General features: G+C 33.9%; 24 protein-coding genes. 9 read left to right on the top strand and 15 right to left on the bottom strand.

Annotated elements, in window-relative coordinates:
* Positions 1 to 189 precede the first annotated feature (189 nt).
* Positions 190 to 444, bottom strand: a complete 255-nt coding sequence (locus tag IM792_RS09265) for a hypothetical protein (protein WP_194101574.1) — start codon at positions 442 to 444, stop codon at positions 190 to 192.
* Positions 445 to 1011: 567 nt separating this feature from the next.
* Between IM792_RS09265 and IM792_RS09260 the strand changes: the two genes are divergently transcribed.
* Positions 1012 to 2247, top strand: a complete 1236-nt coding sequence (locus IM792_RS09260) for a site-specific integrase (RefSeq protein ID WP_194101573.1) — start codon at positions 1012 to 1014, stop codon at positions 2245 to 2247.
* A gap of 71 nt (positions 2248 to 2318) precedes the next feature.
* Here the strand turns inward: IM792_RS09260 and IM792_RS09255 are convergent, their stop codons facing one another.
* The 7 genes from IM792_RS09255 to IM792_RS09225 form a co-directional block, all read right to left on the bottom strand.
* Positions 2319 to 3011, bottom strand: coding sequence for a YgjP-like metallopeptidase domain-containing protein (locus tag IM792_RS09255; RefSeq protein WP_194101572.1), 693 nt, complete (start codon positions 3009 to 3011; stop codon positions 2319 to 2321).
* Positions 3004 to 6180, bottom strand: coding sequence for a type I restriction endonuclease (locus IM792_RS09250; RefSeq protein ID WP_194101571.1), 3177 nt, complete (start codon positions 6178 to 6180; stop codon positions 3004 to 3006). Before IM792_RS09250 ends, IM792_RS09255 begins: the two co-directional genes overlap by 8 nt.
* Positions 6177 to 7418 (bottom strand): hypothetical protein, encoded by a 1242-nt coding sequence (locus tag IM792_RS09245; protein WP_194101570.1) that lies wholly within the window; start codon positions 7416 to 7418, stop codon positions 6177 to 6179. Before IM792_RS09245 ends, IM792_RS09250 begins: the two co-directional genes overlap by 4 nt.
* Positions 7418 to 8656: a restriction endonuclease subunit S gene (locus tag IM792_RS09240; RefSeq protein WP_194101569.1), complete on the bottom strand. Its 1239-nt coding sequence runs from the start codon at positions 8654 to 8656 to the stop codon at positions 7418 to 7420. The genes IM792_RS09245 and IM792_RS09240 overlap by 1 nt, the downstream gene beginning before the upstream one ends.
* A gap of 13 nt (positions 8657 to 8669) precedes the next feature.
* Positions 8670 to 10250 (bottom strand): class I SAM-dependent DNA methyltransferase, encoded by a 1581-nt coding sequence (locus tag IM792_RS09235; RefSeq protein WP_194101568.1) that lies wholly within the window; start codon positions 10248 to 10250, stop codon positions 8670 to 8672.
* Positions 10251 to 10451: 201 nt separating this feature from the next.
* Positions 10452 to 11558 (bottom strand): hypothetical protein, encoded by a 1107-nt coding sequence (locus IM792_RS09230; protein ID WP_194101567.1) that lies wholly within the window; start codon positions 11556 to 11558, stop codon positions 10452 to 10454.
* Positions 11559 to 11720: 162 nt separating this feature from the next.
* Complete coding sequence (locus IM792_RS09225; RefSeq protein WP_194101566.1) at positions 11721 to 13445, bottom strand: AIPR family protein; 1725 nt, start codon at positions 13443 to 13445, stop codon at positions 11721 to 11723.
* Positions 13446 to 13873: 428 nt separating this feature from the next.
* Here IM792_RS09225 and IM792_RS09220 point away from each other — a divergent pair, with 428 nt between their 5' ends.
* Positions 13874 to 14575: a hypothetical protein gene (locus tag IM792_RS09220; protein ID WP_194101565.1), complete on the top strand. Its 702-nt coding sequence runs from the start codon at positions 13874 to 13876 to the stop codon at positions 14573 to 14575.
* A gap of 74 nt (positions 14576 to 14649) precedes the next feature.
* Here the strand turns inward: IM792_RS09220 and IM792_RS09215 are convergent, their stop codons facing one another.
* Both IM792_RS09215 and IM792_RS09210 read right to left on the bottom strand, forming a co-directional pair.
* Positions 14650 to 15684: a transposase gene (locus IM792_RS09215; protein WP_194101564.1), complete on the bottom strand. Its 1035-nt coding sequence runs from the start codon at positions 15682 to 15684 to the stop codon at positions 14650 to 14652.
* A gap of 479 nt (positions 15685 to 16163) precedes the next feature.
* A complete protein-coding gene (locus IM792_RS09210) occupies positions 16164 to 17582 on the bottom strand; it encodes an MAC/perforin domain-containing protein (RefSeq protein WP_194101563.1) in 1419 nt (472 codons plus the stop codon).
* Between the two features lie 257 nt (positions 17583 to 17839).
* Here IM792_RS09210 and IM792_RS09205 point away from each other — a divergent pair, with 257 nt between their 5' ends.
* On the top strand, positions 17840 to 18433 hold the full coding sequence (locus tag IM792_RS09205; RefSeq protein ID WP_194101562.1) for a recombinase family protein: 594 nt from the start codon (positions 17840 to 17842) through the stop codon (positions 18431 to 18433).
* A 1-nt stretch (position 18434) separates the two neighbouring features.
* The gene (locus IM792_RS09200; RefSeq protein WP_194101561.1) at positions 18435 to 18638 is read left to right on the top strand and encodes a hypothetical protein; all 204 of its coding nucleotides are present in this window, start codon (positions 18435 to 18437) and stop codon (positions 18636 to 18638) included.
* Positions 18639 to 18655: 17 nt separating this feature from the next.
* Here IM792_RS09200 and IM792_RS09195 read toward each other — a convergent pair whose 3' ends face one another.
* Positions 18656 to 19225 carry a hypothetical protein gene (locus tag IM792_RS09195; protein ID WP_194101560.1) on the bottom strand — a complete coding sequence of 190 codons (570 nt, stop codon included), beginning with the start codon at positions 19223 to 19225 and terminating at the stop codon, positions 18656 to 18658.
* A 650-nt stretch (positions 19226 to 19875) separates the two neighbouring features.
* Here IM792_RS09195 and IM792_RS09185 point away from each other — a divergent pair.
* Both IM792_RS09185 and IM792_RS09180 read left to right on the top strand, forming a co-directional pair.
* Positions 19876 to 20355 (top strand): hypothetical protein, encoded by a 480-nt coding sequence (locus IM792_RS09185; RefSeq protein WP_194101558.1) that lies wholly within the window; start codon positions 19876 to 19878, stop codon positions 20353 to 20355.
* Between the two features lie 1664 nt (positions 20356 to 22019).
* The gene (locus tag IM792_RS09180; RefSeq protein WP_194101557.1) at positions 22020 to 22370 is read left to right on the top strand and encodes a hypothetical protein; all 351 of its coding nucleotides are present in this window, start codon (positions 22020 to 22022) and stop codon (positions 22368 to 22370) included.
* Between the two features lie 262 nt (positions 22371 to 22632).
* Here IM792_RS09180 and IM792_RS09175 read toward each other — a convergent pair whose 3' ends face one another.
* Both IM792_RS09175 and IM792_RS09170 read right to left on the bottom strand, forming a co-directional pair.
* Positions 22633 to 22884, bottom strand: a complete 252-nt coding sequence (locus IM792_RS09175) for a hypothetical protein (RefSeq protein ID WP_194101556.1) — start codon at positions 22882 to 22884, stop codon at positions 22633 to 22635.
* A gap of 236 nt (positions 22885 to 23120) precedes the next feature.
* Complete coding sequence (locus tag IM792_RS09170; RefSeq protein WP_194101555.1) at positions 23121 to 23381, bottom strand: hypothetical protein; 261 nt, start codon at positions 23379 to 23381, stop codon at positions 23121 to 23123.
* A gap of 105 nt (positions 23382 to 23486) precedes the next feature.
* Here IM792_RS09170 and IM792_RS09165 point away from each other — a divergent pair, with 105 nt between their 5' ends.
* A complete protein-coding gene (locus IM792_RS09165; RefSeq protein WP_194101554.1) occupies positions 23487 to 23717 on the top strand; it encodes a hypothetical protein in 231 nt (76 codons plus the stop codon).
* Between the two features lie 61 nt (positions 23718 to 23778).
* Here IM792_RS09165 and IM792_RS09160 read toward each other — a convergent pair whose 3' ends face one another.
* Positions 23779 to 23994 (bottom strand): hypothetical protein, encoded by a 216-nt coding sequence (locus IM792_RS09160; protein WP_194101553.1) that lies wholly within the window; start codon positions 23992 to 23994, stop codon positions 23779 to 23781.
* Between the two features lie 142 nt (positions 23995 to 24136).
* Complete coding sequence (locus IM792_RS09155; protein ID WP_194101552.1) at positions 24137 to 24376, bottom strand: hypothetical protein; 240 nt, start codon at positions 24374 to 24376, stop codon at positions 24137 to 24139.
* A gap of 158 nt (positions 24377 to 24534) precedes the next feature.
* Between IM792_RS09155 and IM792_RS09150 the strand changes: the two genes are divergently transcribed.
* On the top strand, positions 24535 to 24780 hold the full coding sequence (locus IM792_RS09150) for a hypothetical protein (RefSeq protein ID WP_194101551.1): 246 nt from the start codon (positions 24535 to 24537) through the stop codon (positions 24778 to 24780).
* A 17-nt stretch (positions 24781 to 24797) separates the two neighbouring features.
* Positions 24798 to 25229, top strand: a complete 432-nt coding sequence (locus IM792_RS09145; RefSeq protein WP_194101550.1) for a hypothetical protein — start codon at positions 24798 to 24800, stop codon at positions 25227 to 25229.
* Positions 25230 to 25892 lie beyond the last annotated feature (663 nt).

Genomic DNA, 25892 nt, shown 5'->3' with positions numbered 1-25892 from the left:
TTTGATATTGAGATGGGTATTGATTAGTTACAGATGGCGCAGTATTTATTTTGCGCCATAGTAAACAAATAGCCCGGTTTTACCGTAAAAGAGCATGTGCAACCGATTGTTAAAGGGGCAAAAAAAATCCTTTGACCACTCGCTGTTCAAAGGATTACTATTGATTAAATGATTAAAAATTGCTTGTCTTTACTTCCCCAAGTCAAGACGCAATAAATGTACAAATAAGTATTTGATTTGTAATCGAATAATTATTTGTTGAATAAAAATATTTACAACTGCAATGGGTTTTAAATGGCGCATTGAATTTGTGATTTTTTTTATTTCTGTTATCCAGGGCTCTTGAATGGATAGTGACTTTGTACCAGTTTGCTTAGGTTGCTGATTGGTTAGTCGCTCTTTCAAATTTACAAAGCTAAAGTCGTTTACTGGCTCTGGCTCCAAAAGAGTCTTTTGTATATTAAGATACTGTTCTGTAATCTTCCATTAAGAAGTGAAGCATTAGCATGCTTCGGGTTAACCATTGGTTTCTCAGTGATCCAGAAATTGTTTTTCAGAAAAACATCTGTATTAAGTGTAGTATTCTTGCTGTAGTATATTATTCTAATGATTACAGGATAGGAGCAATCTGATTTCGCTCGTCTTGTATCTAATAAGATTTTGTAGGTAACCATAATTCGGGGTTTGGGTCACCTCATGCGCTAACATTGCGCAAACATTCTGAAAGGATAAAGGCATCTCGCAAAATCTTCATTCAACAAAAAAGCCTTCCAGATAATTCTGAAAGGCTTTTTTTGTGGGAGCAACAGGATTCGAACCTGTGACCCTCTGCTTGTAAGGCGTAAAATATATTGTTTCCGATAGTTTCCGATAATTTCCGTTAGTTGTTATAATGCTGATAGATAGATATTTGAGTTTCATTTGATTTCTTTTAGCTGCCTTTTACAGTTACCTTTGCGATGAAAACGCATTGAAAAAAATCGAACCTGAAATTAAAAGCATTATTAAAACATGCATGTACATCCAAGAATTATTCTTGCCAATCATGAAAAAAAGCAAGGTAAGTTTGCAATTAAAGTGAGGATATGTTTTCAAAGAAAAACTACAGACTACAAAACGGGTCTGTCATTAACAAAGGAAGAATTTGAGAAAGCGAATTTACCCAACCCTCCCAGGTCTCATAGGGGCATCAGATTAAAATTAGATACAATCATTGCTAAAGCAAACGACGTTGTAGCCAATTTAGAAAACTTTTCTGTTCAAAAGTTTAAAGACGGTTTTTACGGCGCAAAAAGAGAGGCATTTAATGTGTATCATATTTTTGACGAATTCATAAACATGAAAATTAACGAGGGATGTTACAAGACATCAGTAAATTATACTACAGCTTTAAATTCCTTTAAAGATTTCAGGTCAAAATTAAGTTTTTATGATGTAGATGTCACGTTTCTTAATAAATATCACAGATGGATGATTGATATAAAAGGTAACTCTGAAACTACTGTGAGCATTTATTGCCGAGCATTGAGGGCAATTGTAAACTATGCAATCAGTAAGAAATATTTAAAAAGTGACTTTGATTATCCATTTAATAAGTATAAATATCAAATTCCTGGAGGTAGAAAAGCCAAAAAAGCTCTATCTGCTTTAGCGCTCGAAGCAATTTTTAATCATCGGCCTATTCCGTATTCTTTGGAAGATAGAGCAAAGGATTTTTGGCTTTTAAGTTACATGTGTAATGGCATGAATGTAAATGACATTATAAGATTAAAAGTATCGAACATTGACGGCAATATGATAAGATATCACCGAGGAAAAACATTTCGAACTTCACAATCTAATAGGCCATTAATATCTATCAGTTTGGAGGAAGAAATACTTGTTATTCTTAACAAATGGGGTAATTTAAATCAAGAGCCTGATGACTATATTTTTGACATTCTGGAAAAAACTGATAAAACAGAGGAATTAATAACAAAAAAAAAGGAGCTATTTACAGACAGCTTAAATAAATACTTCAAGCGTGTCTGTAGAAATTTGCAATTTGAAAATCCCAAAATAACAATGATATATGCTCGACATACTGCTGCAACTATGTTAAAAAAAGCAAATGTTCCCATATTCCAAATTCAAGAATCTTTAGGACATACAAAGCCAGAAACAACTAAGAATTATTTGGGAGATTTTGATGATGAATCGAAGGTTGAATTGACTAAAACACTAACGGGGTTTACGAGAAGAGCTTAAATTGATGTGATATTAGATTGCGTAAGAGCTTGTGAAATTACAGAGGATTGAATTATTAGGTAATTAATAATTTAATCCCTGTATTCAATGAGTTTTTCGTTGAGAATATTCCAATTGGGCATATGTTTAGATATCTCTGCCCAATATTCCTTCGAATGATTTTTAATTTTTGTATGTGCTAACTCGTGAACTATAACATAATCGATTATCGAGAATGGCAGTTTAATAACATTAATATTGATTACAATATTATTTTCTTTTGTACAACTACCCCAACGTTTATCTAAAAATAGATATTTAAGTTTATTATAAGATAGTCTGGTTGTATTTGACCATTTGCGTATTCGTGGAGTAATTTTGTCAATCGCTTTAGACTTATAAAACTGTTGAATAGTTTTTTTTAATTCAACTTGAATATCTATGGAAGGGTTGATGGTAAACTTAAATTTGGAATGGTTGAAATCTAAAATTACACCTTTAACATTAGCATCTTTAATAACCTCAGCATAATACTTCCTGCCAAGGTAGGGTATACGTGAACCGGTGACGATTTCGTCAGAATGAATTTGTTTAACCAGTTCAAGCTTATTCAGTATCCACCGCGCTTTTTTTAATATCATTTGGTCGGCCTTATAAAGGGGTACGGCTTTACCCTTCAAAATTACACCCAAATCTTTTTGTACGCTGATATAATGCGATTTAAGCCCTTCCTTTTCTTCGATGGTATACTGAATGGTATTATTGCCGTAAACTACGTCAGGCATGTTTATTTCGCTTTAAAACCTCAATTATTTCTTTAGCTTTCACCTTGGCGGAGGCGCGGTCAATCTTGTTCTTTAAAACTGAGATGATTTTTTTCTCGATCTCATATAATACCATTCCTTTCGCTTCCCACCCAATAATTCCCATTTCGCCGGTTGTACTATCAAATAACGCATTCGTAGCTGCCTCAGCATCTTCGGCACCATAAATAATTTTCATGGTGTTGTATACAGCAACCTGCTGCTCGGTTATAAAGCCTTTGGAAACACCTTCCCGTTGTTCGTTGACAATTGCATCCTGAATGTCAGCGAACGCCTTCAATAGGGTTATTCGCGTTATTCGGTCTTCTTTACGTTCTTTTAGTAATTGCTCTAACCGTTCCGACAAAGGCCGGTAAAAATCCGGATTTTTCTCAAGGCCAACCTTAATAACATGTATAAGGTTGTTACGCATTTTTAGCTCCTTTGTGGCCGGGGAGGCATTTAATATCTCCTCTTTGAACTTATCTTTATCAATGATAGATACCGGTTCATTAAGTAACGACTCAATGCCTTCCGACTTCAAAAACGTATCAATCAATGTTTGAAGCATCTGGCTCTCGTCCTTAGTGACCTTTAAATCTTCATCGTCAGGGTAAGCGTTCTTTGCCCTTAGCTTTATCTCATTATACAGTTTGAAGTCATCTAAAAATTTCATAGCCTTGACGTCCGGCAACACTACAGCAACCGACTTATTAAATTGCTTTAACAGCTCTTTAAACTTATCTCGCTTGTCTATCGGTTCAATGTAACGAAGGGCTTCGTCAACGTATTGGCTGCGGTCAATAAGTCTATCGGCTTTTAGTGGTCTGAAAAAATCTACGAGCTTATTATGGTTAAGTTCAAGCTTAGGGTATTCTTCGTTAATATTTTTTAGGATATCGTTTGGACGGATGTCGCCAGAAAATATCTCCAATGCTTGAATTAAGAAAGCAGAAATACCATAATAATCAACTATGTATCCTGCTGCCTTACCTTTTCTGCTGCGGTTAACACGTGCTATAGCTTGTAACAGGTTATGCTCCTTTAATGCCTTATCCAGATATAAGCAGGAAGCAATAGGTGCATCATATCCAGTAAGCAACATGTCAGATACTATCAAGATGGCGGTATTATCAAACTTCTTCTTACCTGATTTTTCAACTTCTGTAACATTGCCAAAGGGCAATTTATAATCTTCGGTGACTTGTTTAATATCGTCTGGGGCTACTACCCAAACTGGTTGGGTGTCGTGCGGGTGGTTTTTATTCCATTCAACTGTTTTGTAGTACTCTTCGGCTATTTCGTCGGTTTTAGGTGAACCAATGCTCACCACAACCTTAGTATCAAAATCATGGTACCCCTCAGCTCTTAGTAATTCAAAAGTTTGCTTGTAATGTATCGCACCAAACCTACCATCGCAAACCAACATTGCTTTGTTACCATTGCTATATATTTTTTCCCGAAAATGATTGATGATATGCTTGCTTATCTCATTTATTCGACTCGCTGAGAACTGGTAAGTTTTCAGTGCCTTTTCTTTCAGTAGCTCTTGCTTCTCTTCCGATTCGTGTCCGAACTTTTCGTGAAACTCAGCATCCAGTTCATCTTTCTTTACATCAAGTTTGGCTGTGCCCTCATCATATAGTAACTCAACCGTAGCACCGTCTGCTACTGCTTCTTTTATGGTGTAAGTGTCCAAATAATCACCACCATAGAACTCGCCTAACGTGCTTTTATCGTCCTTAGAAATTGGTGTGCCGGTAAAAGCGACAAACTTAGCGTGGGGCAGCACAGAGCGCATAAACGACGCAAGAAATGAGTATTGAGAACGGTGCGCTTCGTCAACCAAGACATATAGGTTCTTTTTATCAGACAGCTCTTCCAGTTTTATTTCTTCCCGTTCAACCTCTTCCCATCGGCCATCCTTAGCAACCTTAGTGATTTTAAATAGCACGTTGTTACTAATATGCTTTTCAACCCTTAGTCGTTCTTCTTCGGCCTCTGTTTGGTCAGAGGTGTTGGTAGCATCCTTATCAACCTCCTGGAATTTTTGGATGGTAGTGGTAATGATACCTCCATAGTCATTTCTCAATATCCTATCCAGATTCCTAACTGAAGTAGCTTGCCTAACGTTCTTGAGTCCAATATTCCTGAACGTTCCTGTTATCTGCACATCTAAATCCTTGCGGTCAGTCATTACTATTACCGTAGGATTCTCAAAGCCGTATTCTGGTGCCTGTAGTTTACGGGTAATATATGCCATAGTGATAGATTTACCACTTCCTTGGGTGTGCCAGACTACGCCGCCTTGCCCCTTCTGTAATCTCCATATCGTGTTGTTTGTAGCCCTGATTTGCTGATAACGGGGTAGCTTTTTAATTATCCTCCCTTCATCAATTTCAAAAATGACGAAGTGCCGGATAATATCCAGTAACCTTTCTTTACGGAACAGGTTGTAAATGAGTTTATCTTGCTCGGTGATTATGCCAGCGACTTCCTCTTGGGGTTTAAGCCGATAGACAGAATAAAAGGCGGCAGGTGAGTTAATCGCGCCATATTTCCCACCGACCTCCCAAATGGCCGCGCATATTTGATTGTAATAAAATAGCTTCTCCGAGTTGCGCTGATAAAAATCTAAATCGCTATAGGCATTTTCAAATGCATTATGGGAGGTTGGTGACTTACATTCGATAACCGCCACCGGAAGGCCATTAACATAAACTACCAAGTCTGGTACTGAATGCCGGGATATTCCATGAAATTTTAATTGATTGACAACTAAAAAATCATTTTCTTGAATTCCTCCCGCATCGTATTCAATGTACTTGACTGGAATAAATTCCTCTTTGCCGTTTATTACTTGTCTGACTGAAAAAGTAGCTCCTTTTAAAAGCTGCCAAAAATTATGATTAATTTCTACAAGGGATGCGCCTTGAGCCTCGGTAATTTTATCGTAGGCCTTTTGTAAGTTAAAGTCGTCAATCCAAGGGTTGAGACGTTTAATGGATTGGAGTAATCGACTTCTTAATATTATTTCTGAGAGAGTATTGTGCTCAAATAAATCTCGGCCATTCAAATGGCTGTAACCAAGTCGTTTAAATAGCTTTAATGAGGGAATCTCACTCTTAAAGTACTCTAAGCGTTGATTCATTTCTCCTTCCCGTTTAAAATTGAGATTAATATGGGTTTTTCACATTGTTCTTTGTTGAAATATACATAAAAGTTCGATGATATTTTTACAATGTTTGGATACTCGGTTAATAGTTCAATAACGTTTAGAGTATTAAACGCTTTTTTACCAACGTAATAAATAATTAAAGCACCCACTGATGGCTCTTTCATGAAATGATAATGCTTTTCATCGCAACCATTTAAGTACTCTATTAATTGGTTTAGGTCATGAGTAATGTTGCTTAAGTCATTTACTTTTAATTCCAATATTGCTGAAAGGTCATTTGTTGATTTGTACAACACGATATCATACCTACATTGTGCAGAATATTGTTCAGATAGGACTAAATCGTATTGAGTGCTACAATTAGTTAAATAAGGGTATAAAGTTTTGTGAAATCCGTGTTCTTTCTCATTTATGTATGTGTTTTTGTTGGATTTACCACTTTGAATATCAGATTTTCTAAAGGATTCTAAGTCGTTGTATACGTTCAAAAGATAATACTGATTTTTTATCAGATTTGAAACTTCATCAACATTTAGTGTCGTCTTCCAGATTTCCTCAATGTCATCTCTTACTATTTTGGAAGGCATCAGCTGGTGTTCGTCTAATAGATTTCGGTACAGTAGTAACGACTCGTAAGTCACAGTGTCTATTATTGTAAGTGGGGATACATTAGGATTAAAGCTTTCGAGTTCGTTCCAGAAATCTTTTTGGAAATACTCATAAATTTCGTGTTTAATTTGAAAATAGGGTGTTGTTGCGCTATAGATTTCTTCCGTTACGTTATTTTGAATCTCATCTATTAATGCCGAATCTATCATTCCAAATGAGTATGATGAATTGTCATTAACTTGCTTCAAAAATTTCACCAGCCCTATAAGATTCAAAGCAAGTACTTTAACTTTAGAATTAGTTATGTTATTAGTTAACGTTTCCCTTGAGTAGTTGTTGAAAAATATGGTAAGCAGCCGAACTTCATGGAGAACAGCATATATGTTTTTTACTCTTTTAATAATTAACATGTTATGAAGAACGCAAAGCATGTCCTTGCCTTTTTCTTCAATTTGATGCTGTTTATAATTTCTGGTTTTTTTTGCGAAAAGAAAAACCTCGTTGATTAGTATTTCATATGCAATTTTTAAAGCATCCCAGTGATTATCCCGTGATAATAAAAATAATGCATCAGATAATCTGTTATCAATAGTATTATCCATTACAATTTCACTCTTAGTTTTCCTGTCAGAAGCTGTTGGACTATGCCTGTTTTCAAATTTTGATATAATAGTTTTTTATTCTTAAGTAAATCAATTTTGTCATCTACTACATTTAAGATTTCCGCAATTTGGATTTGCTCACTCATTGAAGGCAGCATAATTTTATATTTTTTAAAATAATCCAGTCCTATTGTCTTGATAGTAGAGCCAACTGCAACTCTTTCAAACAGGGGTTTGTTGAATTGTAAATGATAATATAAATACCAGTTGTTAAGTTTTTCTGAGCATGTCCATGTTAAAAAGTGTTGGCTCACCGCCATATCCTCCTTCATTACTGCACTTTTTCCTATGCCTGCATCTCTTGATAGCAATACTGTTCCTGTGGGATGAATTACAGCTGACGAGTTCTTTATACCCAATTGCGAGATTTTGTTTTTCGTTTCTGAAATCCATCTGTTATCCAATTTGCTGGAATCAGCCAATGAAATCCACTTAATATTCCCGTGATAGTATGCTGTGAAGCTTTTGTTTGGAGTATGCCCGCTACCTCTTTTCGCGACATCTTCTAAAAATACTAATTCTGATTTACTTGATAGCTGTTGATTTTCAGAGTTGACAGTTTGTCTATATTGCTCATCTTTTGAAAAGAATTTTGCCATCAAACTATTCTTAAGTTGTATTAGTTGGTCGATATTAGAGGTTATAGTATCCAGTTTATCACTGGCCACTAAGATGATTTTTGCAATTTTTTTCTGTTCGGCAAAAGATGGTAGATAAACGGAAAGGTTAGACAAACTATAACCATACAAATGTACTATGGTTGAACCTTGCGCCAAATTTGCAATCTGTTTCTTCCTAATCTCTGTCAAAAAATAAGCGAGAAATACATTATCATACTTTTTTGTTTTTTTGTCCCTCAGAATATTTATATCTCCTCCCAATCTAACATCATCAACAATTATAGCTGAAGCAATAGCGATATCCAGTGGACTTGTCGTCGTTGATGCGGGTATTAATATATCGTTTGGTTCGGAAAAGACTCCAGAATTTGCATCAGTCCGTGATTTGATTTTTGTTATAACTCTGCCATAGTTAGTATAAAGTTCGCCGTATAAAACACAAGAAGACTTTCCATTTTCTGCCAATTCATTTTTTGAAAGGCCTTTTCCTTTTAAAAAAGTTACAATTTCTCCTAACTTTACAATTTCCCAGCCTTTAGGTAAGTTGGATTCTGACATATTCAAATTTTAACTATATCCCTAATTCAGTTAAATAATTACTTAATTTTGCATCGATTAGCTTCTCTTCTGTCTCTAAAGCTTTAATTTTACTAATAACATCTCTAAGGTCAATAGATTCGGACTGTTGGTGCGTATCAATATATCTGCTTATGTTAAGGTTATAATTAAAATCTGCAATTTGTACAAAATCTACTAATCGCGAATATTTGATTGGGGCTTCGCTTTGTAAAATATTATCAGATAAATATTGGTCATATGTTTGAACAATATTACTTATATGCTCTTCTTCCAATGTGTTTTGACTACTATTTTCTTTGTACTCCCTACTGGCATCGATTATTATGATATGATTTTTTAAATGCGACGGCTTGCATTTGTTAATAATCCAAATTGAAGCAGGTATTCCTGTGTTATAGAACAAAGCAGAGGGTAATCCAACTATGCCTTCAATTAAATCTTCCTTTATGAGTCTCTCTCTTATAGCACCTTCTGCTCCGCCTCTAAAAAGCGTACCGTGTGGCAATATGACGCCGGCTTTACCGTCTTGTTTTAATGATGCTATCATGTGTTGGAGAAACGCTAAATCTGCATAGCTACGTGGCGGTATGCCATATCTAAATCTGCCGTGTCTATCAATTACTTCCTTATTATAATTGGGAGATAGCTTTTTTTCTCTACCATTTTTGTCAAGTTGTACCTCTCTGTTTGCCTCAATAGTTCCCCACCATGCATCTTGTGAAAATGGTGGATTTGCAATAACTCTGTCGAAGAGCATCAGGCTATCATTTTCCAAATGTTGAGGATTAGTTAATGTATCACCCTTACGTAAATCAGCCTCAACAAAATTGTGTAATATCATGTTCATTTTACCAATAGCCCAGGTGCCGACATTTTTTTCTTGCCCATACAGTGAAACGTTAATGTTGTTACCGACTTTTCCATCAGGTAATTGGGCTATATATTTGGCGGACTCAATCAACATGCCTCCACTTCCGCAAGTGGGGTCATATATTTTGTTCTTAGGTTGAGGTTTTATCAATCGAACTATCGTTTTAACAACTCCTTGCGGAGAATAAAACTCACCTCCCTTTTTACCCGCATCGTCAGCGAATTGTTTTATTAAATATTCATAAGCACTACCCAAAATGTCCGGAGTAAATAAATCACTATTAGATAATGAATGTAAATTAAAGTGCCGTATTAAACGTTGTAAAACCTCATCACTTAACCGGTCTTTATCTCCAAACTTAGTAGTTGTAAGGACTCCTTCCAGATAAAGCGAATTTTCACGCTCTATCGATGCAAATGCTTTGTCCAATACTGTACCTATATTTTCAGTGGCTTTTTTTAATTCAGACCATTGGGCTTCTCTTGGTAATTTAATAAAGGGCTCGTTTTCGGCTTCTTCTCGGCTAACTCCCTCTAATTGCATAATGTTCTTTACTTCTTCTTCATAAACATCGTTTGCGCGTTTAATAAATAGCAAGCCAAATATGTAATTTTTAAAATCTGAGCTATCTATACTTCCCCTCAGTATGTTCGCCGAATCCCAAAGCCAAGACTCCAGTTTATCTAAAGTTAATTTTGACATTATAAATGTTGTTTTTGAACACAAACTTGTAAAGGTAATCTAAATTATCAAAATGAAATTTCTTATGCCTTTTTGAGAATTGAAGAAGTTAGATGGCAAATTGATACATTATTAACAATAATTTTAGAGTTGAACAGAAACTGACCAAATTTGAGAATCGCAGGTTTTAATGACTACACTTGTGATAAAATATCGGGATGTTTATTTTTTAAATTTTTTTTCAACATACGCTTTCGCACCTTTTGAAAAAACTTTTCCATTAAATCGATTACCAAAAAAAACTTGATATCGCTTAATTAGCTCCTTAACTTGTTGGTCTCTGCTGGATTTACCGTAGCTAACAACTTCAATTTTTGCGTTTCGCCTGACCATCCTCGATAACATTTGTCTCATTTCGAAATCTGCATATGGTAAAGAGTAACCGATAAAAACTATTTTTGAAGCTTCAGAAATCTCTATAGCCGCGTTTTGCCAAATAACTTTATATTGTGGATTGGAAAAATCTTTAATAAAAGTAGGCATAATTGAATTTGACACTAATTGATGCGCCTCTGATGGCTCAAAATTAGTGTCACAATGTCTGCAATTGCTTGGTGTATTAAACGACTGCATTCCTATTTTTTCATCGAATTTGACATACAGTCTATGACAATTAGGGCACTGTAGCCAGTTAAGCGAACCATGTAATTTAATCAATTTAACATTAAATCCGCCTTTTCCCAACATTTCAAGGCCAGGTAAAATGGTTTCATCATTTTTTTCATAGGAACTTATATGACAACAGTAATCCACAACTGCTTGATTTAAAAAATTATGGTTTATGTAATTTTTTATGGAATTGTCTAATAAAATATCCCAATTAGTGCTAATAACACTTATTAAATCTACTTTTTTATAATTATAATTTTTTCTTTTTGAGGAAACCTCTACCAAGTATTTAGCAAATACATCAATGTATTCTTTGTCGGCGGCCTGTAATACATGTTGAAGTGTAGTCCCTATCAAATAGTAGATTAGTTTTCGTATCTCAACTATTTCTTTGTTGCCTAAGTTCCGGTAGGATATGTTGTCAAGTAAACATCTATCTAAAGGTGTAAATAAATCTTCCAATGGTACTTTCTCATGTAACTCATCGGGAATTAGCATAGTTTCTTTAAGGAAAAGTCTGAATTTTTCTACTGAACCCTTTTTGAAAACATGAATATTCTCTGCATACAGTTTGAATATATTCTTGACTAAATTTTCTTGTGAAGGAGCTTTGGCATCCATAGAAAATCCTGCTCCTAAAACGTAAACCGTTTTTTTCATACGTTATGATTTGGAAAAAAAAATGTTTTAATTTTTTTTATGCTTATCAGCATAGTTCATTGAAACCAAAGGTTTGAGAGCAGATTCTTATCTAAGAAAAGAAGTAGATAGGCTACGGTCTGTCCCGATTAGCTTCCTGAAGCAATTTTCTTAATTAATAATTTAGGATTTGTCGTTAAGCGATAAAACAAACTCTGTAAGATTTCGAGTTTTAGAAACCAGTTTCAAATCTTGCTTATCATCTTTATCAAAGTCTGCTTTTTCAATTATTTCTATGCACCTGTTAAAAGCCAATAGGGAAGTGGCATCATCGCTCAAGATTTTTAAGAGTTGCTCGCAATATTTCTCAATTTTTCGCCCATTATTTAATGCTGGAAGGGTTTCCTTTTCAAATAGAATTCGGAACAACATAAGTATGTGGAATCTCACTTTTTTATAACCAGAATCAATTGTGCGTTTACGGAAATGACTTTCAAGTTTGTAATAAGCAAATGAACTTGTGTAGTAAGGTGCATAAGCGTGGTCATGTATAAATATTTGATGTTTACCTTCATTTAACCTACGTACTATCAACCCGAAAAAACTTGTTACGTTATGGGGTTCATTTAAAAACATAGCCGCAAAAGATTTTATTTGATTAGGAACGGTTATGATTTTTGCTTTGGCCACCGAATTATCATTATTATATTGTTTAGCTCTACGTTCGTAATATAATCTATCATCACCATGATTTGCATTGAAATATTGTTCTAAACCTCTTTGAAATTCAGTGAGCGCAGCAAGTTGTTCTTTTTTGATTGGGGTCTGGTTATTGGTCGCGAGAGTTATTCGAGTTTTAACATCGTCATCATTGGTGGCAATTAATTTTATTGGTATTTGTACCTTTTCTATAAATTCACTATCTCTACTATTATAGAGAACATTGCTCGATTGACATCCATTTACGATTTGATAATCGAAAATTGTGAATTTGTCACCAGTTGGAGATATCGAACTTGCTACGATTGTTACGCCGTTATTTAAGACACTAAAAATTTCTGAATCTGGACTGTTAAGTGTTTTTAAAATCCCGCCATTGACGTCATTATTTTCACCTTGAAAATCTCTTACATTGTCTTCAAAAACATTTAATAAGTTACCTTCATCATCTGAAACGATTTTTCTAAACTCCTCAAAAGGCAATAATCCAATATATGCTTGAGATACGCCATTAATTGGAGGCATTGTAATTCTGTTAGAAAAATTTATCGTAGTACTAATGGATTCTTTTGTCTTTCTGTACGCGCTGGCAAGTTCTCTTGCTCCATAAGGCGTAATTGCTACACTATTAAATAAGTTTTTTTGCTCTAAATTATTTCGGCCAGTGTTGATTATCGCAAGAAGGTTAGCATCATCAGACCATTTTCCCGTTGTTACATAAAATAGCTTTAGGGTAGGGTTATCACGAAATCTTGGAGCTTTGCCGTATAGGTAATCAGATATCTCTGCGAATCGCTGTATATCAAGATTGCGAACTAATTGCGGATGGTCTTCGAAAAAATCGTTTACGCCGAATATGAAGTTGTTGATAGCGCTTCCGTCGAAATTTGATGACGTCTTTGCCTGTATGAACAAGTATGTAATTTCTAACGAACTATTAGTTTCTAATAAATCATTAATTTCATCGGTAGATTCAATTAGTTGCCCATTTACGATTATGGCTATGCCGTCAATACCGGTGTCATTTCCATCACCAACCATTATTGAACTAATATCAAAAGTCTTTGAGTATTCATTTGAAATTATTGAATAATTAACCAATTTTTCGAAATCTTTTGAGTCACCCTCAGATGTTAATTCTTGGTTTATTAGTAATTCTGTAATAAGACTTTTTGTGATTTTATCCATAATGATAAGGTATATTGAAAATTATTGAATTGACAAGTTAAGTACAAAATTCTGTAATTTTTAATTCGAATGAATAATGTACCAAATATAATTTAGCCAACATGGCTTACATTAATTCATGATTTGTTATTACCAAGCTATTAAAATTTAAAATAAAGGAAGCGTCCTTGATTGATGCACGGAAACGGTAAGTAATAAAGCAATACACCTCACTAATCAGAGATAAAGGCAATTTTAGCATATTATTTTACATCAATAAATTTACCAATATTTATATTAAAATTCCATTTATACATTTTTATACCAACAAACAATGGCCTGCCTCGAAATATCTAATTTCCAGTAAATTAGAGGGTTGAATCATGACCTTGAGCAAATTTGAGCAGTATTATATATCTATTACAAATTGAACTAAGACTTATTGCGAGATGGAAAAAGTAATCCAAGAGCTTTTCAAGGCTATTCCTCAGTTTCTAATCAGTTTTTTTACTCTTATCGGTTCCCCCCGACAATTTCCAATTAATAAGTTGCCTAAAAATGAGAACGAGAAATTAAGTCGCTTGACAGAGGCTCTAACATTTGTTATGATTGCTTATGTAATAATCGTTTTATTAAGTGCTCTCAAAAAAGGACATCTAAAGCTTGAAATGATAGAAATCGGAACTAATGCTGTAGTTATTTTGATAAGAATCACATTCAGTGGATTTGCCTTTTATTTAGGTTGGTTAACATTTGGAACTAAACAAGCATTTATAAAATATTTTATAATTTATAGCTACCAATTTGGGTTAGTGTTTTTACTCTACTCTATAGGAGGAGTAATATCAGACGGATTTATAAAAACCTTTGATTTAGAATTGTTTAAGAAACTGATTGAAATAAAAGAAACGAAAAAATGGGATTCACATATTTTAGAAAACAATGTGTTTATAGTAGGACTAACAATCGACCTTTTAACCATAATTATGTGTAGTATTTGGACTTTATGTAGCTGGGGCGCTTATCGAATAATCAATAATGTTAGTAGGTTAAAAAGTCTTGTAATCTTATTTGTAACAGGAATTTACAGCTGGTTAGCTGTAGGATTAGGAATGCTTGTGATATCTGGCCTCAGTTATACATCAAAATAGCTTTGTTGTTATTAATAAATTGTATTATAGGTAATTAACTATAATAGCTACCAACGGTAGATAGAATGTATCGATTAAAGATGAGCTAATAGTAATTGTCCTTTTTTATATTCCTTTTCAAATAATCTGTCCTGATTAACGCAGGTGAATATTCTATTAATCAATTTAAATCGTACTGCATTAACGACTGACATTTTGGGTTTGCCCTCATCAACTTTTCTGACATAATAAGCTTTGATTTCAGGGTCGAAGCGCATCGCACCAAGCGCACATATATGTAGTAATGCTTTCACTTTTTTATTAGCGATTTGAGAGACCCTTGCTTTTTGCGTTACCAAGCCTGATTCTTTTCTAAAAGGTGCAACACCAGCATAACAGGCAAATTTTTTTGCTGTACGTATATCTAAAAATTCGTTGGTTCGAATGATTACTTGAACAGCAGTAACAGTACCTATGCAGGGCACTGAAGTGATTATACTATGTAAACGATTTAACTTTTCATCTTTTTTTATCAACTCAAGGATACGTAAATCAACGTTTTCTATATCTAATTTTACTGCATCCAAACTTCTTTTACAAAGAAGAATGCTCTCGGAAAGGACTCCTTTATTTACAAAGCTACGCTGCTCATTTAAAGGTGTTTTTAAAGCCGATTGAAGACCAATTAATCTAAACCTAAGAGATGTCAGATGTGCAAGCTGTTGTATTTCTTTCCGTCTTGGAGTCCACAATTTTAGTTCGTCCCTGTTTTTATATGCATATTGCGCAATACGAATAGCATCTATCTTGTCATACTTACCTCTTATATTACCTAAAGAATTGCGTATGTGAAGGGCATTCTCTTGAACTATGTGTGCTTTAAATTTCTTTAGTGTTGTTAATATATGATTGCAGTAAAGCCCGGTATTTTCCATGCAAAACACAGTTCTACTTATCATTAGTCTGGGAAGTAACTTCAGTTCACTCACCACCAATGCAATTGCATCAGTTGAATTGGAAACCTCTTTATGTAAAACGAATTTTCCGGAATGCAACACTGCAAAATCGAGTTCGTTGCGTGATACATCGATGCCTATAAAATAAGTGAACTTCTTATCCTTAATAACCATTGCCTCAGCTTAAGAAATAAGTAACGACAGGTTTTTATATTTTGCTTTAGGTCTTTAACCTCAGATAAACTGTAATTCGATATCCTGTCGTAAAGTTTATAAAATAGCAGGGTTTTATTTCCATCATTAGGGCTTGCTCCTTGAAGGTCGATAAAGCACCTGCCATTAATTGTTATAAAACGGCTTATTATTAGTCTTCTGTTAGGACGTTACCCTAATTCTACGGATGATACATTCAGCCGTTTTATATATTCTTAATATGGTTTTTGGCTTGTGTTGGTAATTACATCTGGGGTTATGTCATTCATTTAACGGGGATAATTCTTCCAACACTCGCCAAAAACATTTTTTTAAACTTCAGGCAATATTCAATTGTGTATTGTTAGTAAAACTTTTAAAATTGATGTAGGGTATCCTATTATGCAAGTAAGATTTGGTTTACCCGAATTTAAATTTCATAGAATTTTAAGTTTTAGGGTTTAAAGCTTTATAATATAAACCACCTTAAAATATGGAGGAATATTACTTTCCGGGTTTGTTTTAAATGTATGCGTATGACGGCCAGGAGCTTCTGCATCATTTCCTTTTTCAATACCCCCTAAATCATTTTGTTGGTCAGTGGTACCTGTATGAAAATGCTCCGCTTGTCCACCGATTGTGGACAACTCCTTAGCATCAGCCGCAGCTAAAATGAAACGGTTTCGTAAATCAGGAGTACCGTCTCTACCATCGCATATCGCCCATCCATCTGGAATTTGATTTTCTAATTCCTTATCCGGAGAATTACTTTTTATAATATTTTGTATATTAATAGGATTATATGCTATGATTGTTCCTTTCGGTACTCCAAAAGGGGATGCGGCCTTCTCCCCCGGATATGGCAACATCATTGTATAAATCTTAGGAAACTCATTTGGATTAATTAATGGCCTAAATGAAGTAGCTTTGAATGCAACAGCTGTGGGATATAATTTTATTTTACCACTATTTAAGCCGTCGAAGAAATCACGAATTTGAGGAAACGTTGTAAGATAAAATATTGATGAGTTTCCACCTGCGTCTATTGCTGCATTAATAGTTATGTCTTGATTAGAGAAAAAGCTTTCCATCGCCGCATCAATATTAGCTCTAACGGCTAAATTGCGGAAGTATGCAGAAAATTGTGTTTTAACTGATTCGGAAGTAGTTTTAATAGAGCCAAAAATTGATATTGAATATCCATAAGTTATCGAGTTGATATAATGAGTTCCAAATTGATTTACAAATCTGTCATAACGAACCGCCTCGTCATTAAGCGATTCAATGTCTTTTAGCGATTTTAATTGTGAATTCTTAATATTTAAATCTTTGATATCTTGACCTCTAAGAATTCTACTTGTTGCGTCAAATATTATCAACTTGCCCTCATTACGTTTTTGTCTTACAAAAGATAAACTTGCTCCATATGACGCAAAGCCAGCTTTAACACCAAATTTAGCTTGCAGCATAAAGGCAAGAAAATCTTCATTTTCATTTTCATAGTAGTTGATAACTTCTTTTTTCCTTGCTTCGTCGTAATCAATAGGTTTAGTTGTGTCTGCTTTCAATCTTACTCCATAAAGGTTTGCTAAAGCTTCATGCTCATTTACATCAAGTAAATCTTTATTCATTGCTATTGGGTCATTGGGGTTTTCTAAATTCACCCCTTTGCCAATTTTAACCGCAGAGCCATAATCTATTGGTATATCATCAATTTCAATGTTAGTTTTAGAACTGTAATACGTATTGTAACGTTGAGAAATTGAATTAGCTATGGAATCATCCAAATTAACGCTGCTCGTATTTCCTTTACAGGCCGTTAATAAAATACTAATAACTAATATGTTGACTAAAGATTTTAGTGAATAAATCAATTTCATTTTCTGCTTTTTATTAGCTCTTTCAAAAAAATATATCTTCTTTTTTGAAAGTTCAAAAATCGAAGGCAAATCTCATATAGCTATTGGTAGTCATTTTCACAAGTATTAGCAAGTGTTAGTTTTTGACTAATCAAAATCGCTAAACTGTGGTGTGTGGCATTATTAATCATAATAAAAATGAACACGAAATTTTCATGAATACTTAATTGATTTAAGTATAAAATGTATTACTTTTATTGTGTGATTATTTTTACAACATGAAAATTAAATACGATAGGGTTTCTACATTACAGCAATCAGGTAATAGGTTTGCTCTGGATAATGAAATCTATGATAAAAAATTTTTCGATACCATATCAGGTAGTGTTCCATTCAAAGAGCGTCTTGAGGCCAAAGAATTAGTAAAGCTTGTTGAATCGGGTTTAATTAAAGAATTAGTTACGGAAGAATTTTCACGCCTCGGTAGAAACACCGGTGATGTTATTAATGTGCTTTCATGGCTTGATGAAAAAGGTGTGAACGTCAAGATAAAAAATTTAGGCATTGAATCTCGGCCTAATGGGAAAACCAATCCGATATGGAAATTAATATCAGCTACCATGTCATCATTATACGAGTTGGAGCTTGAGAACATAAAAGAGAGAACCAGAGCTGGCCGTATTGTATATGTTCAAAAAGGTGGAAAATTGGGCAGACCAAAAGGTGCTACAGAAAGTGAAAAAGAATTCTTAGAGAAAGATTCTTCGAAAAGGATAATCAAAGAACTAAAAAAGGGTAAACCTGTACGTGATATAAGTAGTATTCTCAGTGTTTCGACCAGAACTATAATGAAAGTAAAAAAACTCATCTAAAATGACCACGCACCAGCTCGCTCATTTATTACTGCTACAAAAGGATATACCTGTTGTAATTCAATCATCTGAAGACTCAAGCATAGCTAATTTTGTCCAAGGCGCGCATCTTTATCAAAATGAAGATTCTCCTTTTGAATATTGCTTGTTAATTTCATCCAAAGGAGCTTTAGTTCAACCTAATGAGATAGATGTAAATGATTAGTGTTCCGTCATTAAAAATCATTTAAACTTATTAAAAGCACTTGATGCAATCATTGAAATTCTCATTGTAATCAACGATAAAAATACATCTAATGGTAAATGGAAAAAGTACAAGTGAAACACGTTTTTCATTAACCATCCAAAGAAGAAAACCAAAATAATCGCTGCAATTATGTTTGACGGAGAGTTTAAGCCAAGCCATTCAGATGTGCTTTTCTTAGGTTTAACACCATCAAATTCATCATTTCTGTAACGGCGACCTGTCCGATGCTTTGAATAATATCGGTTGTATACATCTATAGTAGTAATAAGAATCGTTAGAGGAATCACCCAATAAGCAAAAGGAAATAAAGAATTCGGATTAAAAAAGCTTCCTATTAACAAGATAATTATTATTGAAAGAACGAAATCTTTAATCAAGTAAACAATAATTTTTTGATATAAAGGTGTTTCATTACTTATACGGTTCCAGCGCTCTAATGACCCTTTATCATAGTCAGCTTTAGCTTGATGATAATCAAAAGGATTGTCCGGCTTATTGAAGGGTTTTCCTTCAAGTCCATCTTGATAATCATTTCGCCCAATCATCTCTGTTTATTTTTAGTGTATTTGAAATTACATTTAATAAACTGAATTTCAAAATGTTAAAGCTTTTTAATGCAAGTGGATTAATTAAAATATGATTATCTTTACCCAAAAAAATCAATTCGTTACCAGCACATAGTTTTTTGCAGAATTTATTAGTTTTTGTAAAATTTAAAAAATTATACAAAACGCTGAATTTCAGTAAAATATAGCTTGTTTTTTGAATTTATAATACTTTACAAAAGTTGCCTTTTTTTGTTTTATAAGGCCCTTTTTTTGTTACTAAACAGTCCTTACAATTTTATTTGAAAAACTCTATGATTTCGACACCTAATGCGTTTGATAGATTAGATATAGTAGATACCTGTGGGTCAAGTTTAGCGTTTTCAATTTTGAAGATTTGAGATTTTTCCATCTCGGCCAATGTTGCTAAGTCTTGCATCGATAAATTTTTTTCAGTCCTTAACCTTCTCAAATTGAGTCCCACAGTTTTGGTTATGGCCTTTTTATCGAACATCACCAAAAGTGTCACTGATATAATTTATATTCGTGGTCTAATAAGACCACGAAACATGTTTAACAACCTTCTATCACATTTCTTAATCACTTTAAATATTCAACGAATCTTTCTAACGATTGCAATAACACTTACTATGGTAAGTTGCAATCCATTTAAAAAGGATGATTTGGTCGGAAAGAAACTTTATTTATTCAAAAGGGTAGAAGACCAACCATTTATTGCTCAATTTGAGCTTGATTTTAAGACCGAGGAGAACGTTTCTTTTAAGTGGTTATGTTGTTATCAACCAAAGGTCGTAAGTAAAAATAATGAAGCCAATGCTGTTTTTATTCGTGCATTGAAGCAGCTTTCAAATACAGGATTAGACTACACTTTCCATGACGGAGTATTAAATATCCCAAATAGTAACCTTGTTAATCTAAAACTAACTGAAAGTAAAGATTACTATGTTTCCGACAGTGGTGATATATTCTATAAAAAATCCATTTTAACTTTGTCACAGTCAGAAAAATTAATCAGGTTACAAAAGAATATTATAGACTACAGAGGTGATATTGAAAAAGATTTACTGAATAATGAAATTGTGGTTGATGATATCATAAAACTGGACTAATACTATTTTTAAGGTTCCAATAGATATCAGACAATCGTGTTGTGTACTTAGGAGTTAATGTTACTTGCCTCATTCATGATTAAAACCTTGCTGTGCCAAACGAATGGTATCACTATCACTCATACGATTTTTCTAACTATCGTAAAATAAAATTTTTTTATTTACCACGTTTGCTGTAAGTCGCTTTCGGATATTCTAATACAGTCAAAATCTTTTTAGAGGTTTACTTTTCTATCTATCTCCGACAAAAAAACAAAAGCCCCTAACACTCGCTGTCTCGGGGCTTCCAAATTCTTTCTTAAAAAAGGCTCAAAACACTCGCTGCTTAAAACCTGTATCCTTAATATGCTTGAAGGCAAAACCTTCGCTACTAAAATAATAATTGTTCTTAAAAAATAAAGACTTTAAGCACTCGCTGCTCAAAGCCTCAAACTATTACAATTCTGAATGACTGCTAATAAATAATGTTGCTCATAATCACACAAACACTCATCATCTTATTAAAACAACCATCATTGGAACAACCTACTTGGCAATTAAGTTTTACTGTGAAATAAAAAAGCCCCTACACTCGCTGCCGGGGCTTTCCAATTGCTTGTATCTTACACCATCACAAATGCAAACTGCGCTTGTGATAAATTCTAATGCTAATTTAATAATTTATTTTTTAGAAAAATATCGGAGGTAGACGTTACTTTTACGCTGTGAATGAGGTAATCAACATCCCTCTATAACAATCAGAAATGCCTCATTAATTTGGGGCTTTCTTATTTTTCAGCATCCTAAAAGTTTTCAATCTGCTTGAAAAGTATGATGATGAACCGGATACAATTGTCTTGACCCACTAATTAAAAAAGGCTCAAAGCACTCGCTGCTCAAAGCCTTTTCCTAATTTGCTTGAAGGTGACCCCTTCACTCATAAAATTACTTAAAAGTTTTTCATTCACAAGCGTCAAAGGCAAATACAACGTATGGCTATAGATAACTAAAAACCCTTAGCTGTTTTAAGGCTAAGGGCTATATTACACATATTACATTATACGTGCTAACAGGGCTTTTACAAAGAATATCCCCGAATACCCACCTATCCGGGGATGAAAAAAAATGAATCTATTATCTGATTAATCTGATATACGAATAAATAAATTTCAAGGTTACGTAAAAAACAAAAAAGCCCTGCAACAATCGCTGTTAAGGGCTTCATACCAAAACTTTGATAGGCTCTTACTATCAAATATTAAATAAATAGCCTCTAAATTACTTTATTAGTTCGATTTTCCTCGAACGAACAATTATAAATTAGAACTAAAAGGTTTTACAAAACTCCAATTGTGGGCATTGAAAATTGTAAAATTGCTCTCTTGAGAGCATCATTTTAAAAAGGTTACAAGAAGTTATCAACATTATTTAGAATATCTCAATGATAATAAACATCGATTGCGAAAATAAAAACTGAATAATTTAGCTTCAAATGCTCCCTGTACTGGTTATTATTAAATTTTTGTTTGATTTGAGTTCTTAACATTTTGATATGATTTTCAAGTTTACGCAATACACACAACTTTGAAAATATGAGAATTATACTGTTCCTTTGCATCGCCTTCTGAGAAACTCCTTTACATCTAACACCCACATTTACATTTTACTTTTAAAACATTATAAAGATGGACAATAGTCATAACGGGCAGCTTGTAGAGTATGCTGTAAGAAAGAGAGGGATTAGCTTAACTGATTTATCTATTGAGTTGGGCGTTAACAGAAGAACCATTTACAATTGGTTTGATACCCCATTTTTAAAGAAGAATATCATATACCGCATAGGTGTTGCAGTCAATCACGATTTTTCTGTTGAGTTTCCTCAATACTTCGCTTCTGAGATGTTTAGCAGCGATAAAATACGTACTGCTCAAAACAACGGAATTGTTAGCATTAATCAGCCTGATTGGAAAGATAAGTACATTGACCTGCTTGAAAAGTATAACCAGATACTTGCTTCAATGCACACCAGAGTTTAAAAAATAAAAGCCCCTTTACAATTTATGTATGGGGCTTCTATAAAAAACTAATTTTATAATATGAAACTCAAAGATATATTGATATCTGAGTATTATTTGATGCGCTGTTAACCATAATTGGGTCAAAAAATAGAAGCCCCAAAACACTCGCTGCTTGGGGCATCAAACCTAAACCTTATCACATAACAGCGGAGGGTTCCGCTTTACATTAATGCAAATATAAGATAAAATATGCTAAACCTTTAGCAGCATTTTTAGCACATCACTTGTACACAATAAAATCTCTGGATTGCGTCGGCTTCCAAACAGTAAAATTCAAATCAGCTTTTCGTTCTCTTATAGCCCTGATGTACTTTTCTGTAATATTTTGAATTTCCTTGAACCGTTCATTAAAATCATCGCTATCTGATACGGTAAATTTAAAAACCCACCCATCAAGTTCCAGTATATCAGATATAGCAGAGGGCAACTCTTGTTTGAGGTAAACCAGTACCATTCGTAAATAATCGCTCATTTCAATTTATTAGGTCAACAAAATTATCGATTGTTACAGTATCAAAAAATGGTGTACAGCAAAATGTGTAAAAAATACACTAACGAAATTCTAAAGAGTATTCTCTCACACTCAGATAATGTTTTTCAATTACTTAGCAGCATAGTAAGCTATCACCCTTTCATAAAATGATTGTAACTTACTTTGAATGATGTTTAGCTTTTTAAATCTGGCTTCCACCCCTTCCAGCGGATTCTTTAACTGAACCCGTTTGAATAAAGGATGGTCATTATAAGACCTCTGGTATTTTTCAAGAATTCTTCCGGGGTATACCACTGCTTTTGTTCCGGGTCGTAAACCCAAGCTTTCATATTTGTTGCAGCATCAAAAATCTTTTGCGCTGTAATCATTTGGGCTTTTTCCCGCTTTAACTGTTCATGCTCCCTTACAGATTCAGCCATATCCTGTGCTTGCTTTGCTTTCAATTCAGCATCCGTGTATATGCGTGGTTCGGTCATCTTAATTCAAAATACCCAGCAAATTTGCTAACTATTTTAGTATTTTACGTAATTTTATAAGATTTAGAACTATTTGAAATTTATGCCGTTACTCCATTAAAGAATATGGAAAGATTAAGTATACATCACGACGGAAAAGAAAAAGGCTTTGATGTTAAGGAAATCACCACGGATAGCGATTCTGAAAGAAGATTTGAAATTACTGATATATTCTCCCGGTTTATAATTTTCAAATCAGAAAATAAATGGCAACAAGAAACATCCGTACCGTTAGACCCTACAATTCTTACATTGGTAGGCAGTGTTATAGAATCGCATTACCAACTTAATCAATAATTATTTCTTCTTAAACGCATCCAGCACGGTTGGAATCAACTGTGCTATCAGGCGCAATATCTTAGCTATTTTCATTATCTGATTTTTTAAATTTAGTATTTAGCAGTTCTGCTATCTCATCCTTTAAGGCTGCGCCTAATTTGGTATTGGTGATTTTTGAAATATTTTCAATATTGGATTTAAACTCTATTAAGGTGATATAGTAGCCCACCATATGAGTTAATATCAGGCTGATAGCTGAAAACAACACCGTATCAACCTGAAAAGCCAGTATCATTGCCAGACTGTAAAATGAACTTATAGACCGTTAATGATAGTTTGGATGCTGATATATATTCTTTGCATTTTAATGCCTTTGTAACGCCTGTAACGAGGTCACAAGCAGCAATAGATATATGTATATGCCTTACGGGAGCGCTTTAGCTTTTTGCCATAATCATAGCCCTGCCCTTACTATATTCTTCAATAGGCTGCATAGTTCGGGCGGTTTCGTGAAACACGGTAGCCAGCATATAAGCGATATATCGGGTATCAATAATTCCAGCCTCACTGGTAGCTGATAGAATAGCATTTAAGCCATCAACTTGTGATTGTTTAAGCGCACCGTTAAAAAGGTTTTTACGAATCGAAGCAAAGAATTTATCAGTATTCACCCCCATCAATAATAGGGTGATGTGAGTATTAAAGTGCCGTTTAATAGCTTTTAGGACAGTTTATTACTCACATTTTGCTCCGCTGTATACAATCTGCATTAAAACATTTATTTGTTCCTATCCTCTCGTTCTAATTGATATATTTGAGTACCAGTTAAACCCAAATGACACTAAAACAGCCTTATGGCTTGCCCGACAATGCTTGGATAATTAAAGCACTCGCTAACAAATTAATTTGGTGGAAATCAATTCCACCGGAAAAGATAGATGAATTAGAATCGCATTTAATATTATGGCTAATCGTTATCGTGATGGTAATCGGTGGTATAATGTATATCGTGACTGATGATGATTCATTGCTACGGTCACTTGATGGTAAAGATATTTTAACTATCTATATAAAGAACTAAACCATTAACTACATCAAGTGAAATTTGATATCCTTAAGTTTTTGCGGTGGATTATCGCCTTACCTTTTTCGATTATCATTGCCCTGTTCGTTGTAGTTATTACAAGCGATTTCATGTACACCTTTCATACTGGTGTACATGATGATATTGTTGCTGCTATAATGGGTGCCCTGTTAAGTGCGATTGGTGGATTTACTGCCGCGATTTCAACAATCATAATAGTTCCCAAACCAAAAAAGTTTGGTGCTATTGGCTGCATAATTATTGCAACTGTAGTTATCGGTGTACAATTATATTTTAAGCTGACAGACAGCTTGCCAGTTGAAGTTCAAAATGATAATTACTTCCCTGCTCCACTTTTAGGGATTTATTTAGGTGCAGGTTTAGCATATTATTTAGGTTACAAAAAATTCAGGTATAACTACTGGGCAGTCAAAATACCTGATTAAATTGTTTTCTAAATAAAAGTTTATATTAATCTTGATGACTTGAAACATTTATCAGCTTCCCTAAACTGATTGACGGCTAATATAAAATCTCAACATGCTGTAAAATCTTCATTGGTGATAAACTTCTGAATTTCGACTTTAGTTTTTCATTGCAAACCGACCATCAACTGTTACCAATATCAAATACATTCATGCTAAATACCTAACTCCTTTCATTGTAAATCTCCTTTAAAAAACTCAGGCCTTTTACTATTAAACCATACACCCACAACATTTTCCTTTTTGGTTGTTTAACAATATATTAATCAGAAAGAAATGTCTTTGGAATATAGAATTGGAGAGCTGGAGCACTTAGTAAATGATTTGCAAGTTCACCATAATTACCATGTAACCACAATAATTAAGCTAACAGAATCACTTACTTTAGCTTTTAAAATTCTTTCTGAAAATAGGGAATTGCTTGAGAATAATTCATGTGCGGTTACAGAAATGGAAGAACGGTTAAATAACTTGATAGGCTACAAAGGATTCAACTAAAACATTTACCATAAATACCTATAATTATATAATACTTGATAGGTTAATACACTGAAATCCTTTGTTTACCCCACGAGATTGTTTGCAATATTCCTATACACTGACGATAGAATTTTTTATAACAAG

The sequence above is a fragment of the Mucilaginibacter sp. JRF genome (genome assembly GCF_015223065.1).
Classification (GTDB): domain Bacteria; phylum Bacteroidota; class Bacteroidia; order Sphingobacteriales; family Sphingobacteriaceae; genus Mucilaginibacter.
The sequence above is the reverse complement of the archived record's forward strand: the minus strand, read 5'-3'. Positions and strand labels throughout refer to the sequence as shown.